General features: G+C 42.9%; 18 protein-coding genes. 9 read left to right on the top strand and 9 right to left on the bottom strand.

The window, feature by feature from the left end; translation table 11 throughout:
- Positions 1-10 precede the first annotated feature (10 nt).
- The 6 genes from ACZ41C_RS04900 to ACZ41C_RS04875 all read left to right on the top strand — a co-directional run bounded on the left by ACZ41C_RS04900 (position 11) and on the right by ACZ41C_RS04875 (position 7,792).
- A complete protein-coding gene (locus ACZ41C_RS04900; RefSeq protein WP_464564763.1) occupies positions 11-739 on the top strand; it encodes a type III pantothenate kinase in 729 nt (242 codons plus the stop codon).
- On the top strand, positions 740-2,026 hold the full coding sequence (locus tag ACZ41C_RS04895; protein ID WP_464564761.1) for a hypothetical protein: 1,287 nt from the start codon (positions 740-742) through the stop codon (positions 2,024-2,026). It abuts the gene before it with no gap.
- Positions 2,027-2,065: 39 nt separating this feature from the next.
- On the top strand, positions 2,066-3,436 hold the full coding sequence (locus ACZ41C_RS04890) for a tetratricopeptide repeat protein (protein ID WP_138257082.1): 1,371 nt from the start codon (positions 2,066-2,068) through the stop codon (positions 3,434-3,436).
- Between the two features lies 1 nt (position 3,437).
- Positions 3,438-4,043, top strand: coding sequence for an LPS export ABC transporter periplasmic protein LptC (gene lptC, locus ACZ41C_RS04885; protein WP_240042657.1), 606 nt, complete (start codon positions 3,438-3,440; stop codon positions 4,041-4,043).
- Positions 4,044-4,241: 198 nt separating this feature from the next.
- A complete protein-coding gene (locus ACZ41C_RS04880) occupies positions 4,242-5,528 on the top strand; it encodes a hemolysin family protein (protein ID WP_464564758.1) in 1,287 nt (428 codons plus the stop codon).
- A gap of 143 nt (positions 5,529-5,671) precedes the next feature.
- Positions 5,672-7,792 carry a peptidylprolyl isomerase gene (locus ACZ41C_RS04875; protein ID WP_464564756.1) on the top strand — a complete coding sequence of 707 codons (2,121 nt, stop codon included), beginning with the start codon at positions 5,672-5,674 and terminating at the stop codon, positions 7,790-7,792.
- 47 nt (positions 7,793-7,839) lie between these two features.
- Here the strand turns inward: ACZ41C_RS04875 and ACZ41C_RS04870 are convergent, their stop codons facing one another.
- Together ACZ41C_RS04870 and ACZ41C_RS04865 are read right to left on the bottom strand one after the other, a co-directional pair.
- A complete protein-coding gene (locus ACZ41C_RS04870; protein WP_464564754.1) occupies positions 7,840-8,745 on the bottom strand; it encodes a GYDIA family GHMP kinase in 906 nt (301 codons plus the stop codon).
- Positions 8,746-10,062 (bottom strand): hydroxymethylglutaryl-CoA reductase, degradative, encoded by a 1,317-nt coding sequence (locus ACZ41C_RS04865; protein ID WP_464564752.1) that lies wholly within the window; start codon positions 10,060-10,062, stop codon positions 8,746-8,748.
- 207 nt (positions 10,063-10,269) lie between these two features.
- Between ACZ41C_RS04865 and ACZ41C_RS04860 the strand changes: the two genes are divergently transcribed.
- Both ACZ41C_RS04860 and ACZ41C_RS04855 read left to right on the top strand, forming a co-directional pair.
- Positions 10,270-12,435, top strand: coding sequence for a S9 family peptidase (locus tag ACZ41C_RS04860; RefSeq protein WP_464564750.1), 2,166 nt, complete (start codon positions 10,270-10,272; stop codon positions 12,433-12,435).
- Between the two features lie 26 nt (positions 12,436-12,461).
- Positions 12,462-13,961 carry a peptide MFS transporter gene (locus ACZ41C_RS04855; protein WP_464564748.1) on the top strand — a complete coding sequence of 500 codons (1,500 nt, stop codon included), beginning with the start codon at positions 12,462-12,464 and terminating at the stop codon, positions 13,959-13,961.
- A gap of 2 nt (positions 13,962-13,963) precedes the next feature.
- Here ACZ41C_RS04855 and ACZ41C_RS04850 read toward each other — a convergent pair whose 3' ends face one another.
- The 5 genes from ACZ41C_RS04850 to surE all read right to left on the bottom strand — a co-directional run bounded on the left by ACZ41C_RS04850 (position 13,964) and on the right by surE (position 18,806).
- The gene (locus ACZ41C_RS04850; protein ID WP_464564746.1) at positions 13,964-15,982 is read right to left on the bottom strand and encodes a ComEC/Rec2 family competence protein; all 2,019 of its coding nucleotides are present in this window, start codon (positions 15,980-15,982) and stop codon (positions 13,964-13,966) included.
- Between the two features lies 1 nt (position 15,983).
- Positions 15,984-16,559, bottom strand: coding sequence for a C40 family peptidase (locus ACZ41C_RS04845; RefSeq protein ID WP_464564744.1), 576 nt, complete (start codon positions 16,557-16,559; stop codon positions 15,984-15,986).
- Positions 16,560-16,628: 69 nt separating this feature from the next.
- Positions 16,629-17,747: a lipid-A-disaccharide synthase gene (lpxB, locus tag ACZ41C_RS04840; RefSeq protein WP_464564742.1), complete on the bottom strand. Its 1,119-nt coding sequence runs from the start codon at positions 17,745-17,747 to the stop codon at positions 16,629-16,631.
- Position 17,748: 1 nt separating this feature from the next.
- Positions 17,749-18,033: a hypothetical protein gene (locus tag ACZ41C_RS04835; RefSeq protein WP_138257093.1), complete on the bottom strand. Its 285-nt coding sequence runs from the start codon at positions 18,031-18,033 to the stop codon at positions 17,749-17,751.
- The gene (gene surE / locus ACZ41C_RS04830) at positions 18,030-18,806 is read right to left on the bottom strand and encodes a 5'/3'-nucleotidase SurE (RefSeq protein ID WP_138257353.1); all 777 of its coding nucleotides are present in this window, start codon (positions 18,804-18,806) and stop codon (positions 18,030-18,032) included. The genes ACZ41C_RS04835 and surE overlap by 4 nt, the downstream gene beginning before the upstream one ends.
- A gap of 189 nt (positions 18,807-18,995) precedes the next feature.
- Between surE and ACZ41C_RS04825 the strand changes: the two genes are divergently transcribed.
- Positions 18,996-21,140, top strand: coding sequence for a carboxy terminal-processing peptidase (locus ACZ41C_RS04825; RefSeq protein ID WP_138257094.1), 2,145 nt, complete (start codon positions 18,996-18,998; stop codon positions 21,138-21,140).
- Between the two features lie 46 nt (positions 21,141-21,186).
- Here ACZ41C_RS04825 and msrA read toward each other — a convergent pair whose 3' ends face one another.
- Both msrA and msrB read right to left on the bottom strand, forming a co-directional pair.
- On the bottom strand, positions 21,187-21,726 hold the full coding sequence (gene msrA / locus ACZ41C_RS04820; RefSeq protein WP_464564739.1) for a peptide-methionine (S)-S-oxide reductase MsrA: 540 nt from the start codon (positions 21,724-21,726) through the stop codon (positions 21,187-21,189).
- On the bottom strand, positions 21,719-22,180 hold the full coding sequence (msrB, locus tag ACZ41C_RS04815) for a peptide-methionine (R)-S-oxide reductase MsrB (protein WP_138257096.1): 462 nt from the start codon (positions 22,178-22,180) through the stop codon (positions 21,719-21,721). Before msrB ends, msrA begins: the two co-directional genes overlap by 8 nt.
- Positions 22,181-22,189 lie beyond the last annotated feature (9 nt).

Genomic DNA, 22,189 nt, shown 5'->3' with positions numbered 1-22,189 from the left:
AATTTACACCATGAATCTAGTCGTTGACATAGGGAATACCTTCGTGAAGTTTGCCGTATTTGACAAAAATACCTTGATTTTTGACGAACGGTTTAAACTGGAGGAGTTTACGGCCAGGGTCAAAAAACTTTTTAAGCGTTACCCGGGCATAGAAAGGGCCATCTATGCATCCGTAGGTGCCACCGATAAAACCTACCTTACTGTTCTGACCTTGTTCTGTAAGGTACATGTGCTTTCCCATGAATCCAAAGTCCCATTTAAGAACAGTTACGCCACGCCCCAAACGTTGGGAATCGATAGAATTGCCCTGGTAACGGCCGCTTTTTATCATGCGCCCCATAAAAATACGCTAGTGATAGATGCCGGTACCTGTATCACCTATGATATGGTGAACGATTTTGACGAATACCTTGGAGGGGCCATCTCCCCAGGACTGGAAATGCGCTACAAGGCCATGCACCAACAGACTTTGGCATTGCCGCTGCTTCCTATGGAGGCACCACTGGATTTAATAGGAAATACCACCAACAGCAGTATGCACAGCGGTGTCGTCAATGGTGTTTGTGCCGAATTGGACGGAATAATCGATCAATATGCAACCCGTTTTAAAGATTTAACAGTTATTTTAACAGGGGGTGATAGTCATTTTTTGTCTAAAAGACTAAAAAATACCATCTTTGCGGATTCCAAATTCCTGCTAAAGGGACTTAATTATTTGCTGGAATACAATAAGCACTAGATGATCAAGAAAATTGTAATTGCAATAGTGTGCATGGCCTCCGCGGGCATGTATGCTCAAAATGGTACGGTTTCTCCCTATTCGTTTTTCGGTATTGGTGACTTAAGGACTTCGGCAACGGTTGAAAACCAAATGATGGGTCATATTGGGGTCTATGCGGATAGTATTCATCTAAATTTACAGAACCCTGCGGCCTATGGAGAATTAGGCCTGGACGTAATGGATAAAGTGGGTCTGGTGACGTATACGGCCGGGATTTCCAACAAACAGGTGCGGCTCAAAAGTTTTGAGGAAGAACAGAGTAGCTCCCTGACCACGTTGGACTATCTATCTTTAGGTTTTAGTCTGGGAAAAGGTCTTGGAATGGGATTTGGGATTATGCCCTATTCCTCCGTAGGCTATAATTTTGTGGATGAAACTTCCAGCAGTGGTCAAGCATTGACAAACATCTTCAGCGGGGAAGGGGATTTGACTAAGGTGTATTATTCCGTGGGCTATCAAATTATAAAGGACCTTAGCCTGGGTGTAACCATAAACTATAATTATGGTACTTTGTCCAATGAAAGGCTCCAACAAATCGAGGATGTGCAGTTTGGTACTTTTGATAGAAGGTCCTCCCAAATAAACGGGTTTGATTTTAATTATGCCCTCTTGTATACCCCACAGATCAGTGAGGACCATACCTTACATACTTCCGTTAGGGTAAATACCCAAGGAAATTTGGTTTCAAGGAACAATAGGAATATCGGTTCGTTCTCAGTCGCCAGCGGCACCAATATCGAGAACTTAGAGGTTGATCTGGAGGCAATCAACCTCAGAAATACGGAATTTAAGATTCCTACTACCACTACTTTAGGGTTGGGTTATGGAATGGATTTTAAATGGTTTTTAGGTGCAGAATATAGTTTTCAGGGGTTGGGTTCCTTTGAAAATCCTTTTTTAGGAACTAATAATATAGAATACAACGACGCCAGTTCCTTGGCCTTGGGTGGTTTTATAACACCTGATGCAAGGTCTTTTGATAGCTACTTAAAAAGAATTACCTATCGAGCAGGCGTGCGTTTGGACAAGACCGGAATGGTGGTCAACGATGTGGACATAAATAATTTTGGCATAACTTTTGGATTAGGGTTACCATTGGGACGAAGTTTCTCCAATCTCAATGTTGGTTTTGAGCTGGGCAGAAGGGGAACCACCAGGGCGAATTTGATAGAGGAGAGTTACTTTAAGGTCAATGTAGGCCTTTCTTTAAACGATCGATGGTTCCAAAAACGAAAGATTAATTGATAAATTTTTAGTACATTAACCACTTTTAAAATTAGAACGATGAAAACTAAACTTTACTTCGCGGCAATTGTGTTCCTTGGGATGATGGGAGTAAGTAATGCACAGGCGCAAAACCCTGAATGTATGACGAACCTGTCTATATTTTCAGAGCATGCAAAAGTTAAAAATTATGATGCGGCTTATGAGCCATGGAAAAAGACATATGAGACCTGTCCTCAGTTGAACAATGCGATCTATGTCTATGGTGAGCGCATCCTGAACGATAAAATTGAAAAATCTACCGGAGCTGAAAAGGAAGGGTATATCAATGAGCTTATGGGGCTTTATGACAACAAGCTTGTCCACTTTTCCTCAAAGACCAGTCCTGGAGAAACTATGGTGGATAAGGCAATGGTAATGTATGATAACAAAATGGCCGACGATTCCAAAATGTACAGCATGTTGTCTGAAGCTTTCAGCAAGGATAGGGAGAATTTCACCAACCCAAAAGCTTTGTATCTATACTTCTCAAGTTTAGTGGATTTGCACGAAGCAGGTAAAAAGGAACTTCAAGAGGTTTTTGACGTATATGATGACGTAACTGCAAAAATCGATGAGGAGAACGAAAAGCTTACGGATAACATTGCTAAGTTACTTCCAAAGGAAGAGGCCGGTACGTTGACCTCAAAGGAGCAAAGGTCTCTTAAAGTTTACAATTCCTACTCAGAAAACTACGGTAAAATTGCCGGGAGCATCGATTCTAAATTAGGAAAATTGGCAGATTGTGAAAACCTAATTCCCCTATACGAAAAGAGTTTTGAGGAAAAGAAAGGTGACGTGAAGTGGGTAAAAGCTGCAGTGGGAAGAATGTATAATAAGGAATGTACGGAAGACCCAATGTTTAAAAAATTGGTGGAGGTACAAGCACAACTTGCACCATCAGCGGATACCTATGTATATTTAGGTTCCTTGAAAAAGTCAAGTGGCGATACCAATGGTGCTGTAGCGGATTACAACAAAGCATTGGAACTGGAAACGGATGCTAAAAAGAAGTCGAATATCGCTTACAAAATTGCGACTAGTTATACTAAATCAAGTAGATCTACTGCAAGAAGTTACGCCCAAAAGGCAATTGATGCCAATCCGGCGAACGGTAGAGCTTATTTGTTGATTGCAAGCTTGTATGCTGGTAGTGCCAACGAATGTGGGAACACCCCATTTGAAAAGCGTGCCATCTATTGGAAGGCAGCTGATATGGCAAGACAGGCCGGTAGGGTAGACCCTGCGTTAAGTGGAAGGGCCGGCCAGGCTGCGGCTAGTTACAACGCAAAAGCACCAACCAAGGAGATGATTTTCAGTGCCGGGATGGCAGGACAATCGGTATCTTTCTCTTGTTGGGTAGGAGGAAGTGTAAAGGTACCTTCATTATAAAATGACAATACATTTTGTAGATATATTTAAGGGCATTGCCATGGTTTCCATGGCAATGCTTTTTTTTTCATGCAAGGATAATTACAAACGGGTTGGCGAAGAAGCCAAGAAGGAAATTTTTCCGCAGGGTGTCGCAAAGAATTTTGTGTTGACCTATACGGAAATTCCAGAAAACCTGAGTGCTGAAGATACAGGGAGTTCTAAGGTGTTGGCCGTAATTTCCGGGCCTCTTCGCAATGACTTTGACAATTTGAAATTTCCACACCAGACCTTTCCTGAAGGGGTTTTGGTGGAGATATTCAATGAGAGGAATGAAAGGACGACCATACAGGCCGATCAAGGTATTTATTTCACGGCAACGGACGTCATTGATCTTCAGGGAAACGTGGTGATCAAGGGCCATGATGGTAAAATGTTGGAAGCCCCACAGTTGTACTACGACCAAGAAAACGAGTGGGCTTTTACCCAGGAAAAGTTTAAGTTTACAAATCCGGAGGATGGTACCGTTATGGACGGCGAGGGGATGGACATAAAAAAGGACCTCACCTTCTTGAACGCCCATAAAACCTACGGTCTAATGTTGATTAAAGAAGAAAAGGATGATTAAGATTTTACGTTATACGGAATACCTATACGTTGTAGTAGCTGTTTTTTCGATCTACAGGGTTTATACGGATTGGAATACAGATAGAAGTATGGCCTACATTTTCATTTTTTTTGCTGTCGTTTCCATAGGGATGTTTCTATTCCGAAGAAATTATCGCAAAAAATTCGAGCAGCGCTCAAAGGATAATCAAAAATAGCGGTGGACAGTAGTATCGTAATTATTGTACTTTCCTTACTTTTTTCAGCTTTTTTCTCTGGAATGGAAATCGCTTTTGTATCCGCGAACAAAATCCATATTGAAATTGAGAAAAAGCAGGCTGGATTTCTCGCCAAGGTATTGACAAGGCTCACCAAAAGGCCTTCCAAGTTTATTGCGACCATGCTAATTGGTAACAATATAGCCCTAGTGGTGTATGGTCTTTTTATGGGTGAAGTGCTTATGAACTGGTTTTTGGGTATGCATCCTGAAAATGAAATCGTTAGGGTCTTTTTGACGGATTTCAGTCTATTGACCCAAACCATCATCTCAACTTTGGTTATTTTGATTACGGCCGAGTTTCTCCCCAAAGTACTGTTTCAAATCTATGCGAACAGTTTATTGAAGTTACTTGCCATTCCTGCTTATCTGTTTTATTTGGCATTTAGTTTGGTATCGGATTTTGTCATCTATGTTTCGGATTTCATATTGAAATACATCTTTCGTACCTCTGGAGACGAGGTCCAATTGGCATTTACCAAATTGGAACTGGGGGATTATATTACGGAACAAATGGAAACGGTTGAAGAGGCCGATGAGGTGGATTCCGAAATCCAAATTTTTCAAAATGCGTTGGAGTTTGCAGAGGTCAAGGCCCGTGAGGTCATGGTTCCCAGAACTGAAATTACCGCTGTGGAAATACATGAAACGCCTAAAAATCTTGCCAAGTTGTTTACGGAAACCGGCTATTCCAAAATATTGGTTTTCAAGGATACTATTGACAATGTCATAGGTTATGTACATTCCTATGAACTATTCAAAAAGCCCAAGACCATTAAGAGTATCCTGCTTCCAGTCGAATTTGTTCCAGAAACCATGCTCATTCAGGATATATTGAATGTGCTGATCAAAAAGCGGAAAAGTATAGCTGTTGTTTTGGACGAGTATGGAGGGACTTCCGGTCTAATGACCGTAGAGGACATTGTAGAGGAGCTTTTTGGGGAAATTGAGGACGAGCATGATACCACCGACCTGAAGGAGGAACAAATCGACGAACGAAACTATTTGTTCTCGGCTCGATTGGAAGTGGATTACATCAACGAAAGCTACAAACTTGAACTGCCCATTGGTGATGAGTTTGAGACCTTGGGAGGTCTTTTGGTGCATCAAGTTGGGGAAATTCCTGAAAAGGATTCGGAAATAACGATCGATCATTTTAAGTTCATCGTTTTGGAGGTTTCCAACACCAAAATAGATTTGGTTTCCCTGGAACTTTTAAAGGAGGATTAACAGATTTACTCGGATATTCCAAGTGGTGGAAATCAAAATATTGGGAGCCGAAGCAACCATATTTTACGTGCCATTTTAGTTTTTATTATTTCAATTAAAAATGGTAATTTCGCCAACTGATTTTAACTTTTTGATTCGATAGGATGGCAGTTTTAGAAAACATTAGAAAGCGTACCACGGTATTGATACTGATTATAGGTCTGGCACTATTCGCCTTTGTGATTTCTGGGGTATTTACAAGTAGTAATTTTGGGGCCGGAGGTAAAATAGGTTCTTCCGTAGCCGAAATCAATGGGAAGGAAATATCCATAGACGAGTTCAGGCAGAAGGTGGAAACGGCTTCCCAAAGAATGGGGCCAACGGTTTCTTCCATGCAGACCATGAACCAGGTCTGGGATCAAGAGGTAAGAAGGAGCATTTTGGAAGAACAATTTGAGGATTTGGGAATCGGCATCGAGCAGGACCAAATCGTAGATTTTTTAAGAACTACCGGATACGCCCAAAATCCCGAGTTCCAGAACGAGAACGGGGTTTTTGACCCTAACAGGTTCCGCTCCACGGTATTGGATTGGAAGAACAACAACCCGGCCCAGTACGATTTTTGGTTACAGACCGAAAAGGAAATCGTTCAAATGGCAAAGGAGCAAACATACTTTGACCTTATCAAGGCAGGTGTGGGCGCTACTTTAAAGGAAGGGGAACTGGATTATAAATTGGCCAACGAGAAAATGGATATTCGGTATGTGAGGGTTCCGTATTCCTCAATTCCGGACAGTACTATAACGGTAACCAAGAGCGAGATTTCGGCCTATGTGAACGAACATAAGGATGATTTTAAACAGGACCCTGCCCGTGATATCCAATTTGTTTATTTTAGTGAAAAACCATCGGATGCGGATGATTTGGCCGTGAAGGAAGCGATTACCAAATTGTTGGATGATACTGTGGAGTACAATGCACAGACCGATAGGAACGATACCATTGCCGGCTTTCGAAATACCCAGGACATGGAGGCTTTCCTGGACAGGAATTCCGATATCAAATTCGATACCATTTATAAAGCGAAAAAGAACCTGCCTTCCAGTGTGGCCGATACCTTAATGACCTTAAATGTGGGTGAAATTTACGGGCCTTACAAAGATGCCGGTTCCTATAAGGTTTCCAAAATGATGGGTAGAAGGCCCAATGGCTCCGTAAAGGCCAGCCATATTTTGATTGCCTATGAAGGTGCCACAAGAGCCAATCCAGAAGTTACCAGAACCAAGGAAGAGGCAGAAAAGGAGGCAACGCGATTACTGGCAGAGGCAAAAAAATCTGGAGTGGTATTCGCAGAATTGGCAAGGGATAACTCTGATGGCCCATCCGCACCCAATGGTGGTGATTTGGGATATTTCCAACAAGGAACCATGGTGCCCGCTTTCAACGATTTTGCCTTTGGGAATGACGTCGGAACTATCGGGATGGTAGAGACCGATTTTGGTTTCCATGTAATAAAAGTCGATGATAAGGAAGATTTGGTTCAAATCGCCACCTTGTCCAGAGAGGTAACGGCATCCGAAGAAACGACCAATAAATTGTTTACCGATGCCACCAAGTTTGAAATGGAAACAATTGCTGATGAAAGCGCATTCTCCGAAATAGCACAGAAAAGTGAGTATTTGGTTCGTCCCGTAAACAAAATAAAACAACTGGACGAGAACCTTCCAGGTTTGGGTGCCCAAAGAGCTATTGTTCAGTGGGCCTTTAATGAAGATACCGAAGTTGGTGACATCAAACGATTCAATATCAACGATGGTTATACCATAGTACAATTAACGGGCATATACAAAGAAGGACTAATGACTGCCGAGGATGCTTCGGCCACCGTACTTCCTATTATTAGAAAGGAAAGAAAAGCAGCGCAAATTATGGCCGCTAACCAAGGTAAGGACATGAATGCCATTGCTTCGGACAACAATACAACGGTTTCAACGGCAAGTGCCCTAACCGTAAAGTCGCCTACCATTCCTGGTGCGGGTAGCGAACCGGTAATCGTGGGTACTGCCTACGGAATGAAAGAAGGCGAAACTTCAGGTCTTTTGGAAGGGAACACAGGTATTTTTAAAATTGAGGTAACCAAGAAAACCGAGGCCCCTAAATTGGACAACTACGCTACATATGCGAATACCTTAAAGACCAATTCGGCCAATAGGGTGAATTCTGATGTGTACAATGCCCTAAAGGAGTCCTCTGAAATTGAGGATAAAAGAGCTACCTTTTATTAATAGTTCGTATCTATAAAATTGAAAGCCTTCCACTTGGAGGGCTTTTTTTATAATACCATGCTGGAATAGGGTAGTATGGTATCGTATCCCTTTTGGCGGAAATATTGCATATCGTCCATAGTTCCGGTTGCCAAAATAAAATCCCCGCCCCAAGCTCCCAGGCTTTTGATACAGCCTTGATAGTCGGGAAAAAGTTGGTTTTTAATCGTTTCGACTTTTAATGTTTTGGAAAGTAAATGCTCATGCCTATTTATTACAGTTTCAAATGTTCCAAGATCTTTCGCTGCTATAAGTTGAGTGGTAAGACCGTTTATTTGGGCAATAAGCTCAATTTTATCAATATTTAATTGACGATAAGCCTTAATAGCATCCCTGCTATTTTGCTTCTTGTTTAAATAAATAAAGAAAAGTCGGTCTTTAAAAATTGGGTCAAAATTTACCTTTTCTACTTTAGGATTGCCCCCCATTTTATGATAAACGATGGGAGTGTCGTTCTGGGCACACGCAATATCGTATCCACTGCCGCCAAAAGTAGCTTCCAGAATTTTATAGGGATCCACTTGTGCCCATTGGGAAATGTTATTGATGAGGGTAGATGAGGATCCTAGGCCCCAATCTTTGGGAAAGGTCAATTTCGTGTTGACATAAACGCCATTGCAAGCATCCAAAAAGGAAGGACTCAAAGCTTTGGTTTCCCTTAAAATGGTGATTAATCTTTCGGCGGATTGTACGTCGGAGGTGGCGAGAATGCTGAAATCTTTTAGGGATAGGTCCGCCGTAAACCATGGGATTTTTTTGTCTGTCAGGCTTTGCCAGTTGATTTGGCCCGTAGTCGCGTTTTTTACGGATAAATATTGACCAAATTTGGTAGGTATTGCAAGTCCATTTGCACCATCCAAAATGGCATACTCGCCCGTAAGCAACAATTTTCCGTTGCCGTAAAACTCGGTCATCTATTTTCGTAGGTTTTCAAGGGCGTTCAAAACACCCCTATGGGTTACCGTATGGGTTTTGAAATGAGCTAAGATGGCTTCTTTTTCTTTGTCGGTCGCGTTATGTTGGTTCAGGATATTCATCAAATGCATTTTCATATGACCTTTTTGAATCCCGGTGGTAACCAAGGAGCTTACCGCCGCAAAGTTCTGTGCAAGACCCGCCACGGCCATGATCTGCATTAACTCTACCGCCGAAGGTTGCTGTAGTATCTCCAGATTGAGTTTCACCAAAGGATGCAGCTTTGTGAGTCCGCCAACGGTGCCCACTGCCAAGGGAATCTCTATCCAGAAAGAGAATACTTCACCCTCGATTCTGGCATGCGTCAAGCTGCTGTAAGTTCCGTCCTTGGCGGCATAGGCATGCGCGCCGGCCTCAATGGCCCTAAAATCGTTTCCCGTGGCCAATACAACGGCATCGATTCCATTCATGATACCCTTATTATGGGTTACGGCCCTGTACGGCTCAACTTTGGCAATTTCCACGGCACGCACCATTTTTTCGGCGAAATCCCTGGGCGATATATCCTGGGTAAGGTCCAATTGGTCAATGGGACAACGCACTTCGGCCTTTACCAGGCAATTGGGCACATAGTTGGACAAAATGCTCATCACGACCTCCAACTGTTTTTCCTGCTCCGAAAAATCGGGATGTGCCAAAGCCTCTTTTTTAAGTGTTTCGGCAAACTGTTCCAAACAACTATTGATAAAGTTCGCGCCCATTGCATCTTGGGTCTCAAACGTACAATGCAGTTGATAGTAATTTAGGAGCTCACTAGTTTTGTCCTTTAGAATAATGTCCTTGATTCCGCCTCCTCGCTTTTGCATGCTCTGGGTCAAATGGTCTGCTTCGGACAACAACGTTGGTTTAATATTTTTGAAGAAATCCAATAGTTTGGACGCATTCCCGTGGTACATGAAATGTACCTGGCCCACTTTTTCCGTACCCAAGACGGTGGTCCTAAAACCTCCCCGGCCCTCCCAAAATTTGGCCGCCTTACTGGCGGCGGCAACTACGGAGCTTTCCTCAATGGCCATGGGAATGGCGTAAAGCCTATCGTTGATCAAGAAATTTGGGGCAATGCCCATCGGCATATAAAAATTACTAATGGTATTTTCTATAAACTCGTCATGGAGTTGCTGCAACTGCGAATCCGAATTCCAGTAGGATTCTAGGATTTTTTTTGATTCTTTGGGATTTTGGGTATAGTTGGCGGCGATCCATTCGATTTTTTCTGATTTGGATAGCTTGGAAAAACCTGCAATGGGCTTCTTCATTCTCTAGGGTTTCTTGGGTAAATCGGGTAACTTTTTTAGTTTAAACCAGGCCGTGAAACGGTAGTTTCTAGGGTAAAGATAATCATAATGGACCTAATGCAAACCAACGTGAAAGCATCGTTAAAAATCAGGTCTTTTTGAATGGATTCCGAGGTTTTTTAGAGAATTAGTGGTAAACTTGGAGAATTTAACATATTTCATTATTTCATGCGAAAATTTTACGTGCTGGTACTTTTCTTGATCGGTTTTCAATCGGCTGTTATCGCCCAACAAAAAAAAATCACGGTAGCCGAAATTTACTCCGGGACCTTTAGTACCCAAGGTCTTGATGTGCTTCGCTCCATGAATAATGGCAGACAATATACCGTGCTGAACTTTGACCCCGCCAGAAAGGTTTCTACAATAGACAAATACGATTATAAAACCTTGGAAAAAGTTGAAACCATCGTTTCCTCGGATGCTTTGGACGGTGTCCCCTACTTTTCATCCTATGAATTCAGCAATGACGAGTCAAAGGTGTTATTGGCCACGGAAGTGGAATCGATTTTTAGAAGGTCCACATTGGGGGTTTTCTATGTCCTTGATATCAAAACCAAGGAGCTGGTAAAGATCAGTGAAATGAAAATTCAGGAACCTGCCTTGTCGCCCAACGGTGAAAAGGTGGCCTATGTTAGGGACAACAACCTGTATGTGATGGACCTGACGACAGGGAACACCCAACAAATTACCAAGGACGGCAAAAAGAATGAAATTATCAATGGTATAACGGATTGGGTCTATGAGGAGGAATTTGCCTTCGTGCGTGCCTTTGCATGGAACAGTAACGGGACCAAGATCGCTTTTTTAAGGTTTGACGAAACCAAGGTGCCGGAATTTTCCATGGACCTATACGGTACAGAAAAATATCCTTCCCAAAACGTGTTCAAGTATCCAAAGGCCGGCGAGGACAATGCCATCGTGAGCCTTCATTTGTTGGATGTTGCCAGTGGAACAATTTCCGGGGTTGATCTAGGCAATCCTTATTATATCCCTCGAATAAAATGGATGAACAATCCCAACTATTTGAGTGTGCAGACCATTAATAGACATCAAAACGACCTGCGTTTGCATGAGGTGAACGTCAATACGAATGCGGTTCGATTACTGTTACAGGAAACGGATGAGGCCTACGTAGATATTACGGACGACCTTACTTTTTTGGCCGATGACAGTTTTATTTGGACGAGCGAGAAGGACGGTTGGAACCATATTTATTTGTACAATTCCGATGGGGAACTGATGAACCAAATCACCAAAGGCCCATGGGAAGTTACCCGTTACTATGGCTACGACCAAAATGGGGACAAGGTATATTATCAATCCACCGAAAATGGCTCCATAAACAGGGGCGTTTACAGTGTGGAGAGCGATGGGAAAAATAAGCGGGATTTGGCCATTGACGAAGGGACCAATAGCGCATCCTTTAGTGCCGACTTCAGTTACTTCATCAACACGTTCTCCAACGCTACCACACCTCCCGTCTACACCCTGCACAAGGCCTTAACGGGCAAAAAACTTAAGCACATTAAGGATAATACCGTGCTTTTGGAAAAGATGGAAGGCTATGTTTTAAACCCACGGGAGTTTTCCACCATCAATATCAATGGTAACGATTTGAATATGTACATAATCAAGCCGCAGGATTTTGATGCTTCCAAAAAATATCCCTTGTTGATGTACCAATATAGCGGTCCCGGCTCCCAAAGTGTGAGCAATACATGGTATAGTGCCAGGGATTATTGGCATCAGGTGCTGGTTGCAGAAGGTTATATTGTTGCCTGTGTGGACGGCCGAGGTACCGGATTCAAGGGAAGGGATTTTAAAAAGACTACGTATTTGAATTTGGTAAAGTACGAAACCGAAGATCAGATTGCAGCAGCCAAAAAATTAAGTGAAAGGCCGTATATCGATGCAGCAAGAACGGGTATTTGGGGGTGGAGTTTTGGCGGTCACATGGCAACCAATTCCCTGCTTAAGGGAAATGACACCTTTGAAATGGCCATTGCCGTTGCACCGGTGACTTCCTGGCGTTTCTATGATACCATCTATACAGAGCGTTTTATGAGGACCCCAGCGGAAAACCCTAGTGGATATGACGACAACTCGCCCTTTAATTATCCTGAACTTTTAAAAGGGGATTTCTTGTTGATACATGGTTCTGGCGATGACAACGTTCATGTGCAGAATACCATGCGGATGATAGAAGCGCTGGTGCAGGCCAACAAACAATTTGAATGGGCAATTTATCCAGATAAGAACCACGGTATTTATGGTGGTAATACCAGAATCCATTTATTCAACAAGATGACCAATTTTGTAAAGGAACATTTATAAACAACCCATAAACCAAACCAAGAACTATGGATATTACTTCAAAACCCAGCAAGGATAGCTTCAAACATCCAAAAGGATTGTATGTGCTTTTTACCGCAGAAATGTGGGAACGTTTCAGCTATTATGGTATGCGTGCCATTTTGATACTTTTTATGACTACGGACGTAGCATATGAAGGTTTGGGGTTGACCACAGAAACTGCGGGCGCGGTATACGGCCTTTATACCGCATCTGTTTATTTGATGACCTTACCCGGTGGATGGTTGGCCGATAACATTTTCGGGCAACGAAAAGCCGTTTTCTATGGCGGTGTCCTGATCATGATTGGCCATCTAATTTTGGCCATCCCAGGTTCTCCCATAATATTTTTTACGGGATTGGCCTTTGTAGCTTTGGGAACCGGGTTGTTGAAAGGAAATATCAGTACGTTGGTTGGGGAATTATACTCAAAGGACAGTGGTGCAAAAAGGGACGCAGGATTTTCCATATTCTATATGGGAATAAACTTGGGTTCTTTCTTAGGTCAGATTTTTGTGCCATTATTGGCAGAGTATAACTGGCATCTTGGCTTTGGACTTGCCGCTGTTGGTATGTTGTTTGGATTGATTGCCTTTAAGGTATACTCCCCAAAGTATTTGGCCGACATTGGCGTTGAACCCAAAGTCAAATCTGCAGGAGTAGAAAAAACATCCTCCAATACCTCAATATCCATTTTAATTATTGCGATAGTCTTGATTTCCCTTTTTCTGTTGCAGTTCTTAGGTTATATTGATGTGACAACAGCTACGGGAATTGCACAGGCACTTGGTCTAATCATCGTTTTGATAACCATGGGTTACTTCATAAACATTTTGTTCAATGGGGGTTTGAACACTATCGAGAAGAAACAGGTGGGGGTTATTTTTATACTTTTTGTAGGGATAGCTATATTTTGGTCCGGTTTTGAACAGGCGGCTTCTTCTTTGAATTTGTTCGCTAGGGACTTTACCGACAGGTTTATAGGAGGTTGGGAAATGCCAGCGGGGATGTTGCAATCCGTGAACTCCGCCTTTATAATAATTTTTGCACCCATCATAGGGGCATTATGGGTAAAACTGGCAGCAAGGAATATAAATATAAGAACGCCATTAAAGTTCGCTGTTGGACTTATTTTATTAGGTGCCGGTTTCTGGGTGATGGTTGGTGCCGCCAATGTTGCGGCAAGTGGTACCAAGGCTGGAATGTTCGCTTTAATTCTCACCTATTTTCTGCACTCCATTGGAGAGTTGACCATTAGTCCCGTTGGTCTGAGTGCTACAAGCAAGTTGTCCCCGGCCAAATACTTGGGCCAAATGATGGGAATTTGGTTTGTTGGGGCGGCCCTGGGCAATTTGATCGCCGGATTGATAGGTGGCAATTTTGATCCTGAAAATGTCCTTGAAATGCCCAATATTTTCTTGAACGTCGTTTGGGTTTCCGTTGGGGCCGGAATTATTTTCTTGGTAGCCGGACCCTTTATCAAAAAATGGATGGGCGATGTAAATTAAGCCTATTCAATATCAAAAGCGTAATATCCCATTTCACCTGTATAGTGGAATGGGATATCGTATTTTTTACAGGTCGCTCTCCAGGATTCGATAAAGCTTGGGTAGTTGCTTCCATCTGCAATGACTTCCATGGGATTGGTTTCCAAAATAAGGCGTTCCAAGTTTATTTTGGGCGACGCCGTCAGTAGCATTATGGAACTGGAATTCAGTGGCAGATAAACGCCCAAGCTATCGATTATTTGTAAGGAAGTCCCATTGATAAGGTAGCTGTTTTTAATGGGAAGGTAATCGGTTTGGGTTATGCGTTCTTGTACGCGGTAATTCGCTATCAACTGTTTTGCATTGGTAGTGTCCGTGGTGAACACATGCAGGTTTTTTCCCTTCCTATCTAGTAACACCGAATTTTTTATCTGATGTAGCAGGAGGATTTCTTTAATGTTGTCCGATTTATATTCCTGATACATCGTGTATCCTTGGAACATCAAAAGGAAACCCAAAAACAACATAAGGCGTTTATAGTTTGTTTTGGAGAAAGCATATATCAGGGAGCCTATAAGAAGGTATCCCAAGAGCAGTTGTACACTGTCAAAGGAAATGGATTTAAAAACAAAGGCTTCCTGATCGGCAATCCAGCCAACGATTCGGTTCATGAGACCAATAATCCCATTGTAAACCGAAATCAATTGACTTGGGGCAATGTCCAAAAGCGACAGGAAAATGATACAGATTCCCATTCCCAATATGACCCCTAAAAAAGGGACGATCAATAAATTTGCGATAAAGAACAAGCCCGGAAACTGATGAAAGTAAAACAGGCTTATAGGCAATACCCCCAATTGGGCGGCGATACTTACCGACAATAATTGCCATAGATACCGCACAATCCTGTTCTTTGGATACCACCAACGCTGTAAGAGTGGAAATATCCAAACAATGGCGAAAACAGCCGCGTAGCTCATTTGAAAACCGACTTGGAACAGCAGGTTTGGATTAATGACCAACAAGATGAAGAACATGGACAGGGCCAGAATGTTGAAACTGTTCGAGGGCCTGTTCAGGTACATGGCATAGGCCACAAACGTGAACATGGCGCATGCGCGTATGATGGAGGGTGAAAGCCCCGCAATAAACGCAAACGCCCAAAGAAATAAAACCGTAAGCAGCAGACTTATTTTTTTGCCGTTCGGGATGCTATGCAACGGTTTTAGAAGATATTGAATGAGTAGTAACAGGATGCCCACATGAAGTCCGGAGACGGCCAAAATGTGTACGGCACCGGCATCGACATAGTTGGAGTATGTTTCCTCTGAAATATTGGCACGTTCGCCCAGAAGCAGTGCTTGGATAATCGAAAGTTGCTCGGTGCCAAAATTTTCCTTTTTCAGTTTTTGGATGATATCGCTTCGGATTTCTTGTGCATAACCGATCAAGGTCCTAGATGGATTAGGTAAGGTGACAAAGTTTTCATCCGAAAGTCTCAGGGAATGATACACGCCGTTTCGCTCCATATACCTTTTAAAGTCGAACTGATGTGGATTTACTATCGGTTTTATGTCATATATATGTGATCGCACCACCAATTCTTGGTCTACCGTTAAGAGCTTTGAGGCACTATCCAATGGCTGATTTACCAGTAGTTGCCCTACGGATTTCGTATCGTCAACCGTCAAAACCGATGCTATGTAGTTCTGTGAATAGGCATTCGGCTTTAAAGTCTCCCGTATTTTTATATGAAGTTTAGAAGCATCGGTCGTGGCAATCTTACTAAAATGATGGTCGTAGGGAATAGGCTGGTATTGCACGTAGGAAAACATGCCGAGTAGTATGACGGACACCCCTGCCATAATTTCGAATCTCGAACCTTTAGTATCCTTTCGAATGAATAGATACCCCAAAATGGCAAAGCTTACCAACAAAATACCGAAGCAATATTCCAAGGGTAGGGGAAAGAAAAATCCAATAAGAATGCCCAGAATCAGCAGTAGCGTACCCTTGATCGGGACAAACGCCAACAATCTCATGTTATAAAATTCTTGTGGCCTTTACAAAGGCTTGGTTCCAAAAACCGTCCCGCAGTGAAGAAATGGTCACGCCCCTAGATGTGGAGGCGTGTATGAATTTTATTTCGTCATTTTCAACGGTTACCACCATACCCACATGGTTGATCCGTTTGGAACCACGGGTAGTCTTGAAAAAAAGCAAATCGCCTTTTTCAATATCCTTCACCCGGATTCTCGTACCTCTTTCTGCCATGCGGCTTGAGGTTCTGGGAAGCTCCACATCATGTTCGCTGAAGGACACATATAAAAGTCCGGAGCAGTCCATACCTTTTCGGGTGGTACCGCCATATTTGTAACGCACACCGGAAAATGTCAATGCGGTATTGATGATATTATCGGCTTTGGTAGCATTTCCCTTTGGAGCCTCAATTACTTCAGAATCTATTGGGGTGTCCCCCTCTTTAATTTTGGTACCGTTTCTTCGGGCCTCATACGCCGCAGTAACGGATATGGTACGTTCGTTTGGGGTCGCCTTTTTTTTGGAACTGCCGCAACTGGCAAATAAAATAAGTAGCAATAAGGTGGAGAAGTAGCGCATGGATTTCAAGTAGCATCTTTTACTTGAACATCAAAATTAGAGAATTATTTTATAACGGACTGGTTTGCACTAGGATTTGGCGTTCGCCACTATGGCCTGTGCGGCATTCTTGCTGGCACCGATCCCGCCCAATTTGTGCCTAAGGTCTTTGTAATCCTTCAGGATTTCTTCTCGTTTTGTTCCGGTCAATATGGCTGATAATTCTTTTCTGAGTCCTACGGTATTTAAGTCGTTTTGAATTAATTCTGTTACCACTTCCTTGTTCATGATAAGGTTCACAAGGGAGATGTATTTTAATGTGATGATCCTCTTTGCAATTTGGTAGGAAATCCAATTGGCCTTGTAGCAAACCACTTGGGGCACCCCAAAAAGCGCTGTTTCCAAGGTGGCCGTTCCACTGGTGACCAATGCTGCCGATGCTATGGAAAGCAGGTCGTAGGTACTGTTTTTTACCATTTTCACATTGTTCCCTTCTAAAAAGGGTACGTAAAATTCGGGTTCCAAACTGGGAGCGCCCGCGATTACAAATTCGTAGCCGGGAAAGTCCTTTGTAATGGACAGCATTACGGAAAGCATTTTTTGTACTTCTTGTTTTCGGCTTCCCGGTAACAAAGCTATTACGGGTTTACCTTGATCGATATCAGAAGATTTTCTAAATTTTGCTTTGTCCAGTTCCGGCCGATCGGAAATGGCATCGATCAACGGGTGGCCAACAAAATTTACGGGATAGCCATGATTCTTTTCGTAAAACTCCTTTTCAAAGGGAAGTATGACATGCATGGCATCGATATCCCTTTTGATCTTTTCGATCCTGCCTTCCCTAGAGGCCCAAATCTGTGGGGAAATATAGTAGTTGGTTTTATAACCATTCTCCTTGGCCCATTTGGCAATACGTAGGTTGAAACCGGAATAATCTATAAAAACCAGGATATCTGGCTGGAAACTTTCAATATCGGCTTTACAAAAATTGATATTTTTAAAAATGGAACGTAGGTTCATCACTACCTCAAGAAAACCCATAAAGGCCATTTCCTTGTAATGCTTTACAAGGGTTCCGCCGGCCTGTTGCATTAAATCACCGCCCCAACAACGCACTTGAGCATCCGGATCCTCTACCTTAATGGCCTTGATGAGGTTGGAACCGTGCAGGTCTCCGGAGGCCTCTCCCGCTATGATGTAGTACCGCATGCTAGAAAACTTTGTAGTACAGGATTAACAAAGCTGTCAAAATAGTGGCAATCAGCACGCCCTTGGCGCGGTTGTCCCTCTTGATCCTCAAAAACCCGAAGAAGGCGATCAGGTTTAAAATCGCACCTAGGGCCAATAGACTGCCCACATGCCCCTGTGAAACTGCCGCCTGATATGTTTCTGAAATGCTCAGGTCAGAAAATAAAACGATATAAGCCAAGGTTCCAAGGGTATTTGCTATGATACCGACTAAAAATCCAATGGTAAGCTCCTTTTTTATGTTCATTTCAGATTCCAATTATTAATGTCCTGTATTGCATGGTGGGCCGTTAGGTCAAACTGTGTGGGAACCACGGAAATATAGCCGTTGGCCAAGGCCCATTCGTCCGTATCCTCGCCTTTGTCCAAGAGTTCGAATTCGCCCGTCAACCAATAGTAGTCCTTGCCCATTGGGTTCGTCCTTTTGTCGAACTTTTCCTTCCAATTTGCTTTTGCCTGTCTACAGACCTTTATTCCTTTTATTTCCTTCTTTGGTAATTTGGGTATGTTCACATTGAGAACCACTCCTTTTGGAATACCGAACTTTAACGCCTCGCGTACAATTTTTTTAACGTATTTCTCCGAAGGGGCGAAGTCCGCCTCCCAATTATAGTCGCACAAGGAAAAACCTATGGCGGGCACCCCTTCTATTCCTGCCTCTATGGCGGCACTCATGGTACCGGAATATATCACGTTTATGGAAGAATTGGACCCATGGTTGATACCGCTGACACAGATATCGGGTTTTCGTTCCAAAAGTTCCTGAAGACCCAATTTTACACAGTCCGCCGGAGTTCCACTGCAACTATACTCCTCCGTACCCGTATGGCTAAGGTCCACTTGCATTTTTTTTGAATATAGGGTGCTGTCCAAGGTAATGGCATGCCCCATACCGGATTGTGGACTGTCCGGAGCGACAACCACAACGTCCCCTATCTCCTTCATGTAGGAGACCAAAGCACGAAGCCCTGGGGCCGTTATTCCGTCATCATTGGTTACCAATATCAAAGGTTTTCCCATGGTACATACTTTCCGGGTCAAAAATACGTTTTTAAATAGGATTTGCCGCTGGGCCCGTTTAACAAAAAATTAATTCCCAGTCCCCCAATTGGCATGGTTTTTTCTTTATCTTAGAGGATTTCGATACAAAAGTTGTCCACATAATCTTCAAATTCAAAGGTTTTGAAAAATAGATTTAAAAATATTTTTATGAAAAGAAATTTAGCCTATGTTCTTACGGTGATGCTGGTGGCGGTAGCCTCCTGTAGTTTTACCAATAAGTCGTTTGAGAATGACGACAAGGACAAACTGTTATTAGATTTGATTACATACGTTCTTGAAAAAGGCCATTACGAGCCAAAGGACATCAATGATGATTTTTCCGTTAGTGTTTTTGAGGACTTCATTGATGTGCTGGATCCCACCAAACGTTATTTTTTGGCTTCGGACATAGCCGATTTTGAACAATATAAGTTTCAAATCGATGATCAAATCAAGAATACGGATATTTCCTTCTTCAATTTGGTGTATGAAAGGTTGATAAAAAGGATGGGCGATGCCAAGGAAATCTATAAAGAGGTGCTTCAACAACCATTCGATTATACCCAAAACGAAAGTATCAGTATCAAGTACGAGGATGAGCCTTTTGCCTCCAACAAGGAAGAATTGAAGGAGCGTTGGAGGAAACAACTCAAATATGCCACTCTTGGAACATACGATTCCAAGATTTCACATGCCGAGAAACCGGCCGACGAGGCAGCGGCCGATGACCATGATCACAGCGCACATACCCCCGAGGAGGCAGAAATCGAATCCAGAAAATCTACGGAGGCCACCTTGGACGAGTTTTTCGATTTTGTGGACGATTTGGAGCGCAAGGATTGGTTCGTGCAGTATATCAACACCATAGTGGACGAGTTCGACCCCCATACCTTTTATTTTGCACCGGACGACAAGGAGAAATTTGACATGAACATGTCCGGGAAATTTGAGGGAATAGGTGCCAGGCTTCAGAAGAAGCCGGAAGGGGCGAAAATTGTTGAAATTATTTCTGGTGGACCCGTTTGGAGGGACCAGCGTTTGGAGGTTGGTGATGAGATCATCAAAGTAGGACAGAACGGGGAAGAACCCATCAACATTGTTGGAATGCGCTTGGATGACGCTATTAAATTGATAAAGGGCCCACAGGGAACCGTAGTCGATCTAACGGTGAGAAAAGTGGATGGATCTTTAGAGGAAATATCCTTGACAAGGGATGTGGTTGAACTGGAGGAGTCCTATGCAAAATCGGCCAACATAATTCGAGGCGATCAAAAATTCGGAATCATCAATCTTCCCAAATTCTATGTGGACTTTGAGGATTATAACGAAAGAAATGCGGCTACGGATGTTGCCAAGGAAGTAGAGCGACTTAAGGAAGAAGGTGCAGAGGGGCTTATTTTGGACCTCAGGGATAACGGTGGCGGATCCTTAAAAACGGTGGTTGAAATGGCCGGCCTGTTTATAAAGGACGGACCCATTGTACAGGTAAGATCGGGCAACAAGCAAAAAGAAGTGTATGACGATAACGATGAGCGAATCCAGTGGGACGGACCTTTGGTAATATTGGTCAACGAACTATCCGCATCAGCATCTGAAATATTGGCCGCCGCCATGCAGGATTATAAAAGGGCCATTGTAATAGGAAGCAAGCAAACCTTTGGAAAAGGAACCGTACAAAATGTAATTCCGTTGGACAATATCGTTCGAAGCAATGAACACGGGGATTTGGGAGCCATTAAATTGACCACCCAAAAGTTTTATAGGATCAATGGAGGTTCTACCCAGTTGGAAGGAGTGAAGAGTGACGTTGTGGTTCCGGATAAGTACAGTTACATAGACCTTGGGGAACGAGATCAGGCAAATCCTTTAAAATGGGATAAAATCACACCAGCTGATTATGAGGTTTGGAACGGATATTTGGATTATGAACAAACCGTGGCCAAGTCTAAAAAGCGAATGGCGAGCAATCCACAGATAAAATTGATAGAGGAGAATGCCAAATGGTTGAAATCCGAACAGGACGAAACTGAAATCTCGTTGAATTACGCCACCTACAAGGAAGAAAAGGAAAAAGACAAGGAGCAGTCCGATTACTTCAAGAATCTATCCGACTATGATTCGAAATTGACTTTCGAGTCCTTGAAGTACGAACAGGAACTCTTTACCCAGGATTCCGTATTACGGGAGAAAAGGGATAGATGGCACAAAAGCTTGGCAAAGGACGTTTACGTGGAAGAAGCGGTGAATGTTCTTGAGGATTTAAAAATGAACAATTTGAAAAATATCAAATTGGCAAGTAGCGCAAAAAATTAGGAAGCAAAACTTACATTTACTAAAAGGCCCCTTAAATAGGGGCTTTTTAGTTTAATTTATTAGCATGTAACTTTCTCAATTTTGCCAATTTTGGGTCGATTACAACTTGGCAATATGCTTGGGAGGGATTGTTTTTATAGTAGTCTTGATGATACTCTTCGGCATCATAAAAAATAGCCATTGGGGTCAATTCCGTAACAATGGGATTTTCATAAAGTCCGGCAACATTCATAAGCACATGCTCAGCAATCTTTTTCTGATCGTCATTGATATAATAGATAGCGGATCGGTATTGCGTTCCCACATCGGCGCCCTGCCTGTTCAGGGTTGTTGGGTCATGTGTGGTCATAAAGATGTGCAATATATCGTACAAGGTAATCATGGAATTATCGAAAGTTACACGGACTACCTCCGCATGACCTGTTAGACCGGAGCAGATTTCCCTGTAGGTGGGCTTGCCCGGTGCATTTCCTCCCGTATATCCAGATACTACGGATCGAACTCCCTTAATTTCTTGAAATATAGCTTCGGTACACCAAAAGCAACCTCCGCCTACGGTAATAGTTTCCAATTTAATGTCACCCATTATCGTTTTCCTTTGTCATTTTCATGGATTCCGAATTGATGCAATATCGTAGGCCGCTTGGTGGAGGACCATCTGGAAAAACATGTCCTAAATGTGCGTCGCAAGTGTTGCATAGTACTTCCACCCGGGTCATGCCAAAAGAAGTATCCTTACTATACTTGATTGCGTTTTCCTTTATGGGCTGTGTGAAACTTGGCCATCCCGTCCCAGATTCAAATTTGATGCTGGAATCGAATAGGGACGTTCCGCAGCAAATACATTCGTACTTTCCGGCATCATGTACGCTACACAAGGCTCCGGAATGTGGGGCTTCCGTTCCTTTTTTTCGGGTAATCCTGAATTGTTCCGGTGTCAACAGTTCTTTCCATTCCTTCTCGGATTTTTCTACCCGATTATCCGGAACGGGATTTCCTTTTACTGAAAAATGAATTACATCTTTCCACGTAAGTGCCATAAGTGTCCT

This window comes from Maribacter sp. C-4077, assembly GCF_055378385.1.
The sequence above is the reverse complement of the archived record's forward strand: the minus strand, read 5'-3'. Positions and strand labels throughout refer to the sequence as shown.

Coding starts and splice junctions, on each gene's coding strand:
- ACZ41C_RS04900 (WP_464564763.1), top strand. CDS start 11: ATGAATCTAGTCGTTGACATAGGGAATACCTTCGTGAAGTTTGCCGTA.
- lptC (WP_240042657.1), top strand. CDS start 3,438: ATGACAATACATTTTGTAGATATATTTAAGGGCATTGCCATGGTTTCC.
- ACZ41C_RS04890 (WP_138257082.1), top strand. CDS start 2,066: ATGAAAACTAAACTTTACTTCGCGGCAATTGTGTTCCTTGGGATGATG.
- ACZ41C_RS04865 (WP_464564752.1), bottom strand. CDS start 10,062: ATGAAGAAGCCCATTGCAGGTTTTTCCAAGCTATCCAAATCAGAAAAA.
- ACZ41C_RS04850 (WP_464564746.1), bottom strand. CDS start 15,982: ATGAGATTGTTGGCGTTTGTCCCGATCAAGGGTACGCTACTGCTGATT.
- ACZ41C_RS04860 (WP_464564750.1), top strand. CDS start 10,270: ATGCGAAAATTTTACGTGCTGGTACTTTTCTTGATCGGTTTTCAATCG.
- lpxB (WP_464564742.1), bottom strand. CDS start 17,747: ATGCGGTACTACATCATAGCGGGAGAGGCCTCCGGAGACCTGCACGGT.
- ACZ41C_RS04835 (WP_138257093.1), bottom strand. CDS start 18,033: ATGAACATAAAAAAGGAGCTTACCATTGGATTTTTAGTCGGTATCATA.
- surE (WP_138257353.1), bottom strand. CDS start 18,806: ATGGGAAAACCTTTGATATTGGTAACCAATGATGACGGAATAACGGCC.
- msrB (WP_138257096.1), bottom strand. CDS start 22,180: ATGGCACTTACGTGGAAAGATGTAATTCATTTTTCAGTAAAAGGAAAT.
- ACZ41C_RS04845 (WP_464564744.1), bottom strand. CDS start 16,559: ATGCGCTACTTCTCCACCTTATTGCTACTTATTTTATTTGCCAGTTGC.
- ACZ41C_RS04870 (WP_464564754.1), bottom strand. CDS start 8,745: ATGACCGAGTTTTACGGCAACGGAAAATTGTTGCTTACGGGCGAGTAT.
- ACZ41C_RS04895 (WP_464564761.1), top strand. CDS start 740: ATGATCAAGAAAATTGTAATTGCAATAGTGTGCATGGCCTCCGCGGGC.
- ACZ41C_RS04875 (WP_464564756.1), top strand. CDS start 5,672: ATGGCAGTTTTAGAAAACATTAGAAAGCGTACCACGGTATTGATACTG.
- ACZ41C_RS04855 (WP_464564748.1), top strand. CDS start 12,462: ATGGATATTACTTCAAAACCCAGCAAGGATAGCTTCAAACATCCAAAA.
- msrA (WP_464564739.1), bottom strand. CDS start 21,726: ATGGGTGACATTAAATTGGAAACTATTACCGTAGGCGGAGGTTGCTTT.
- ACZ41C_RS04825 (WP_138257094.1), top strand. CDS start 18,996: ATGAAAAGAAATTTAGCCTATGTTCTTACGGTGATGCTGGTGGCGGTA.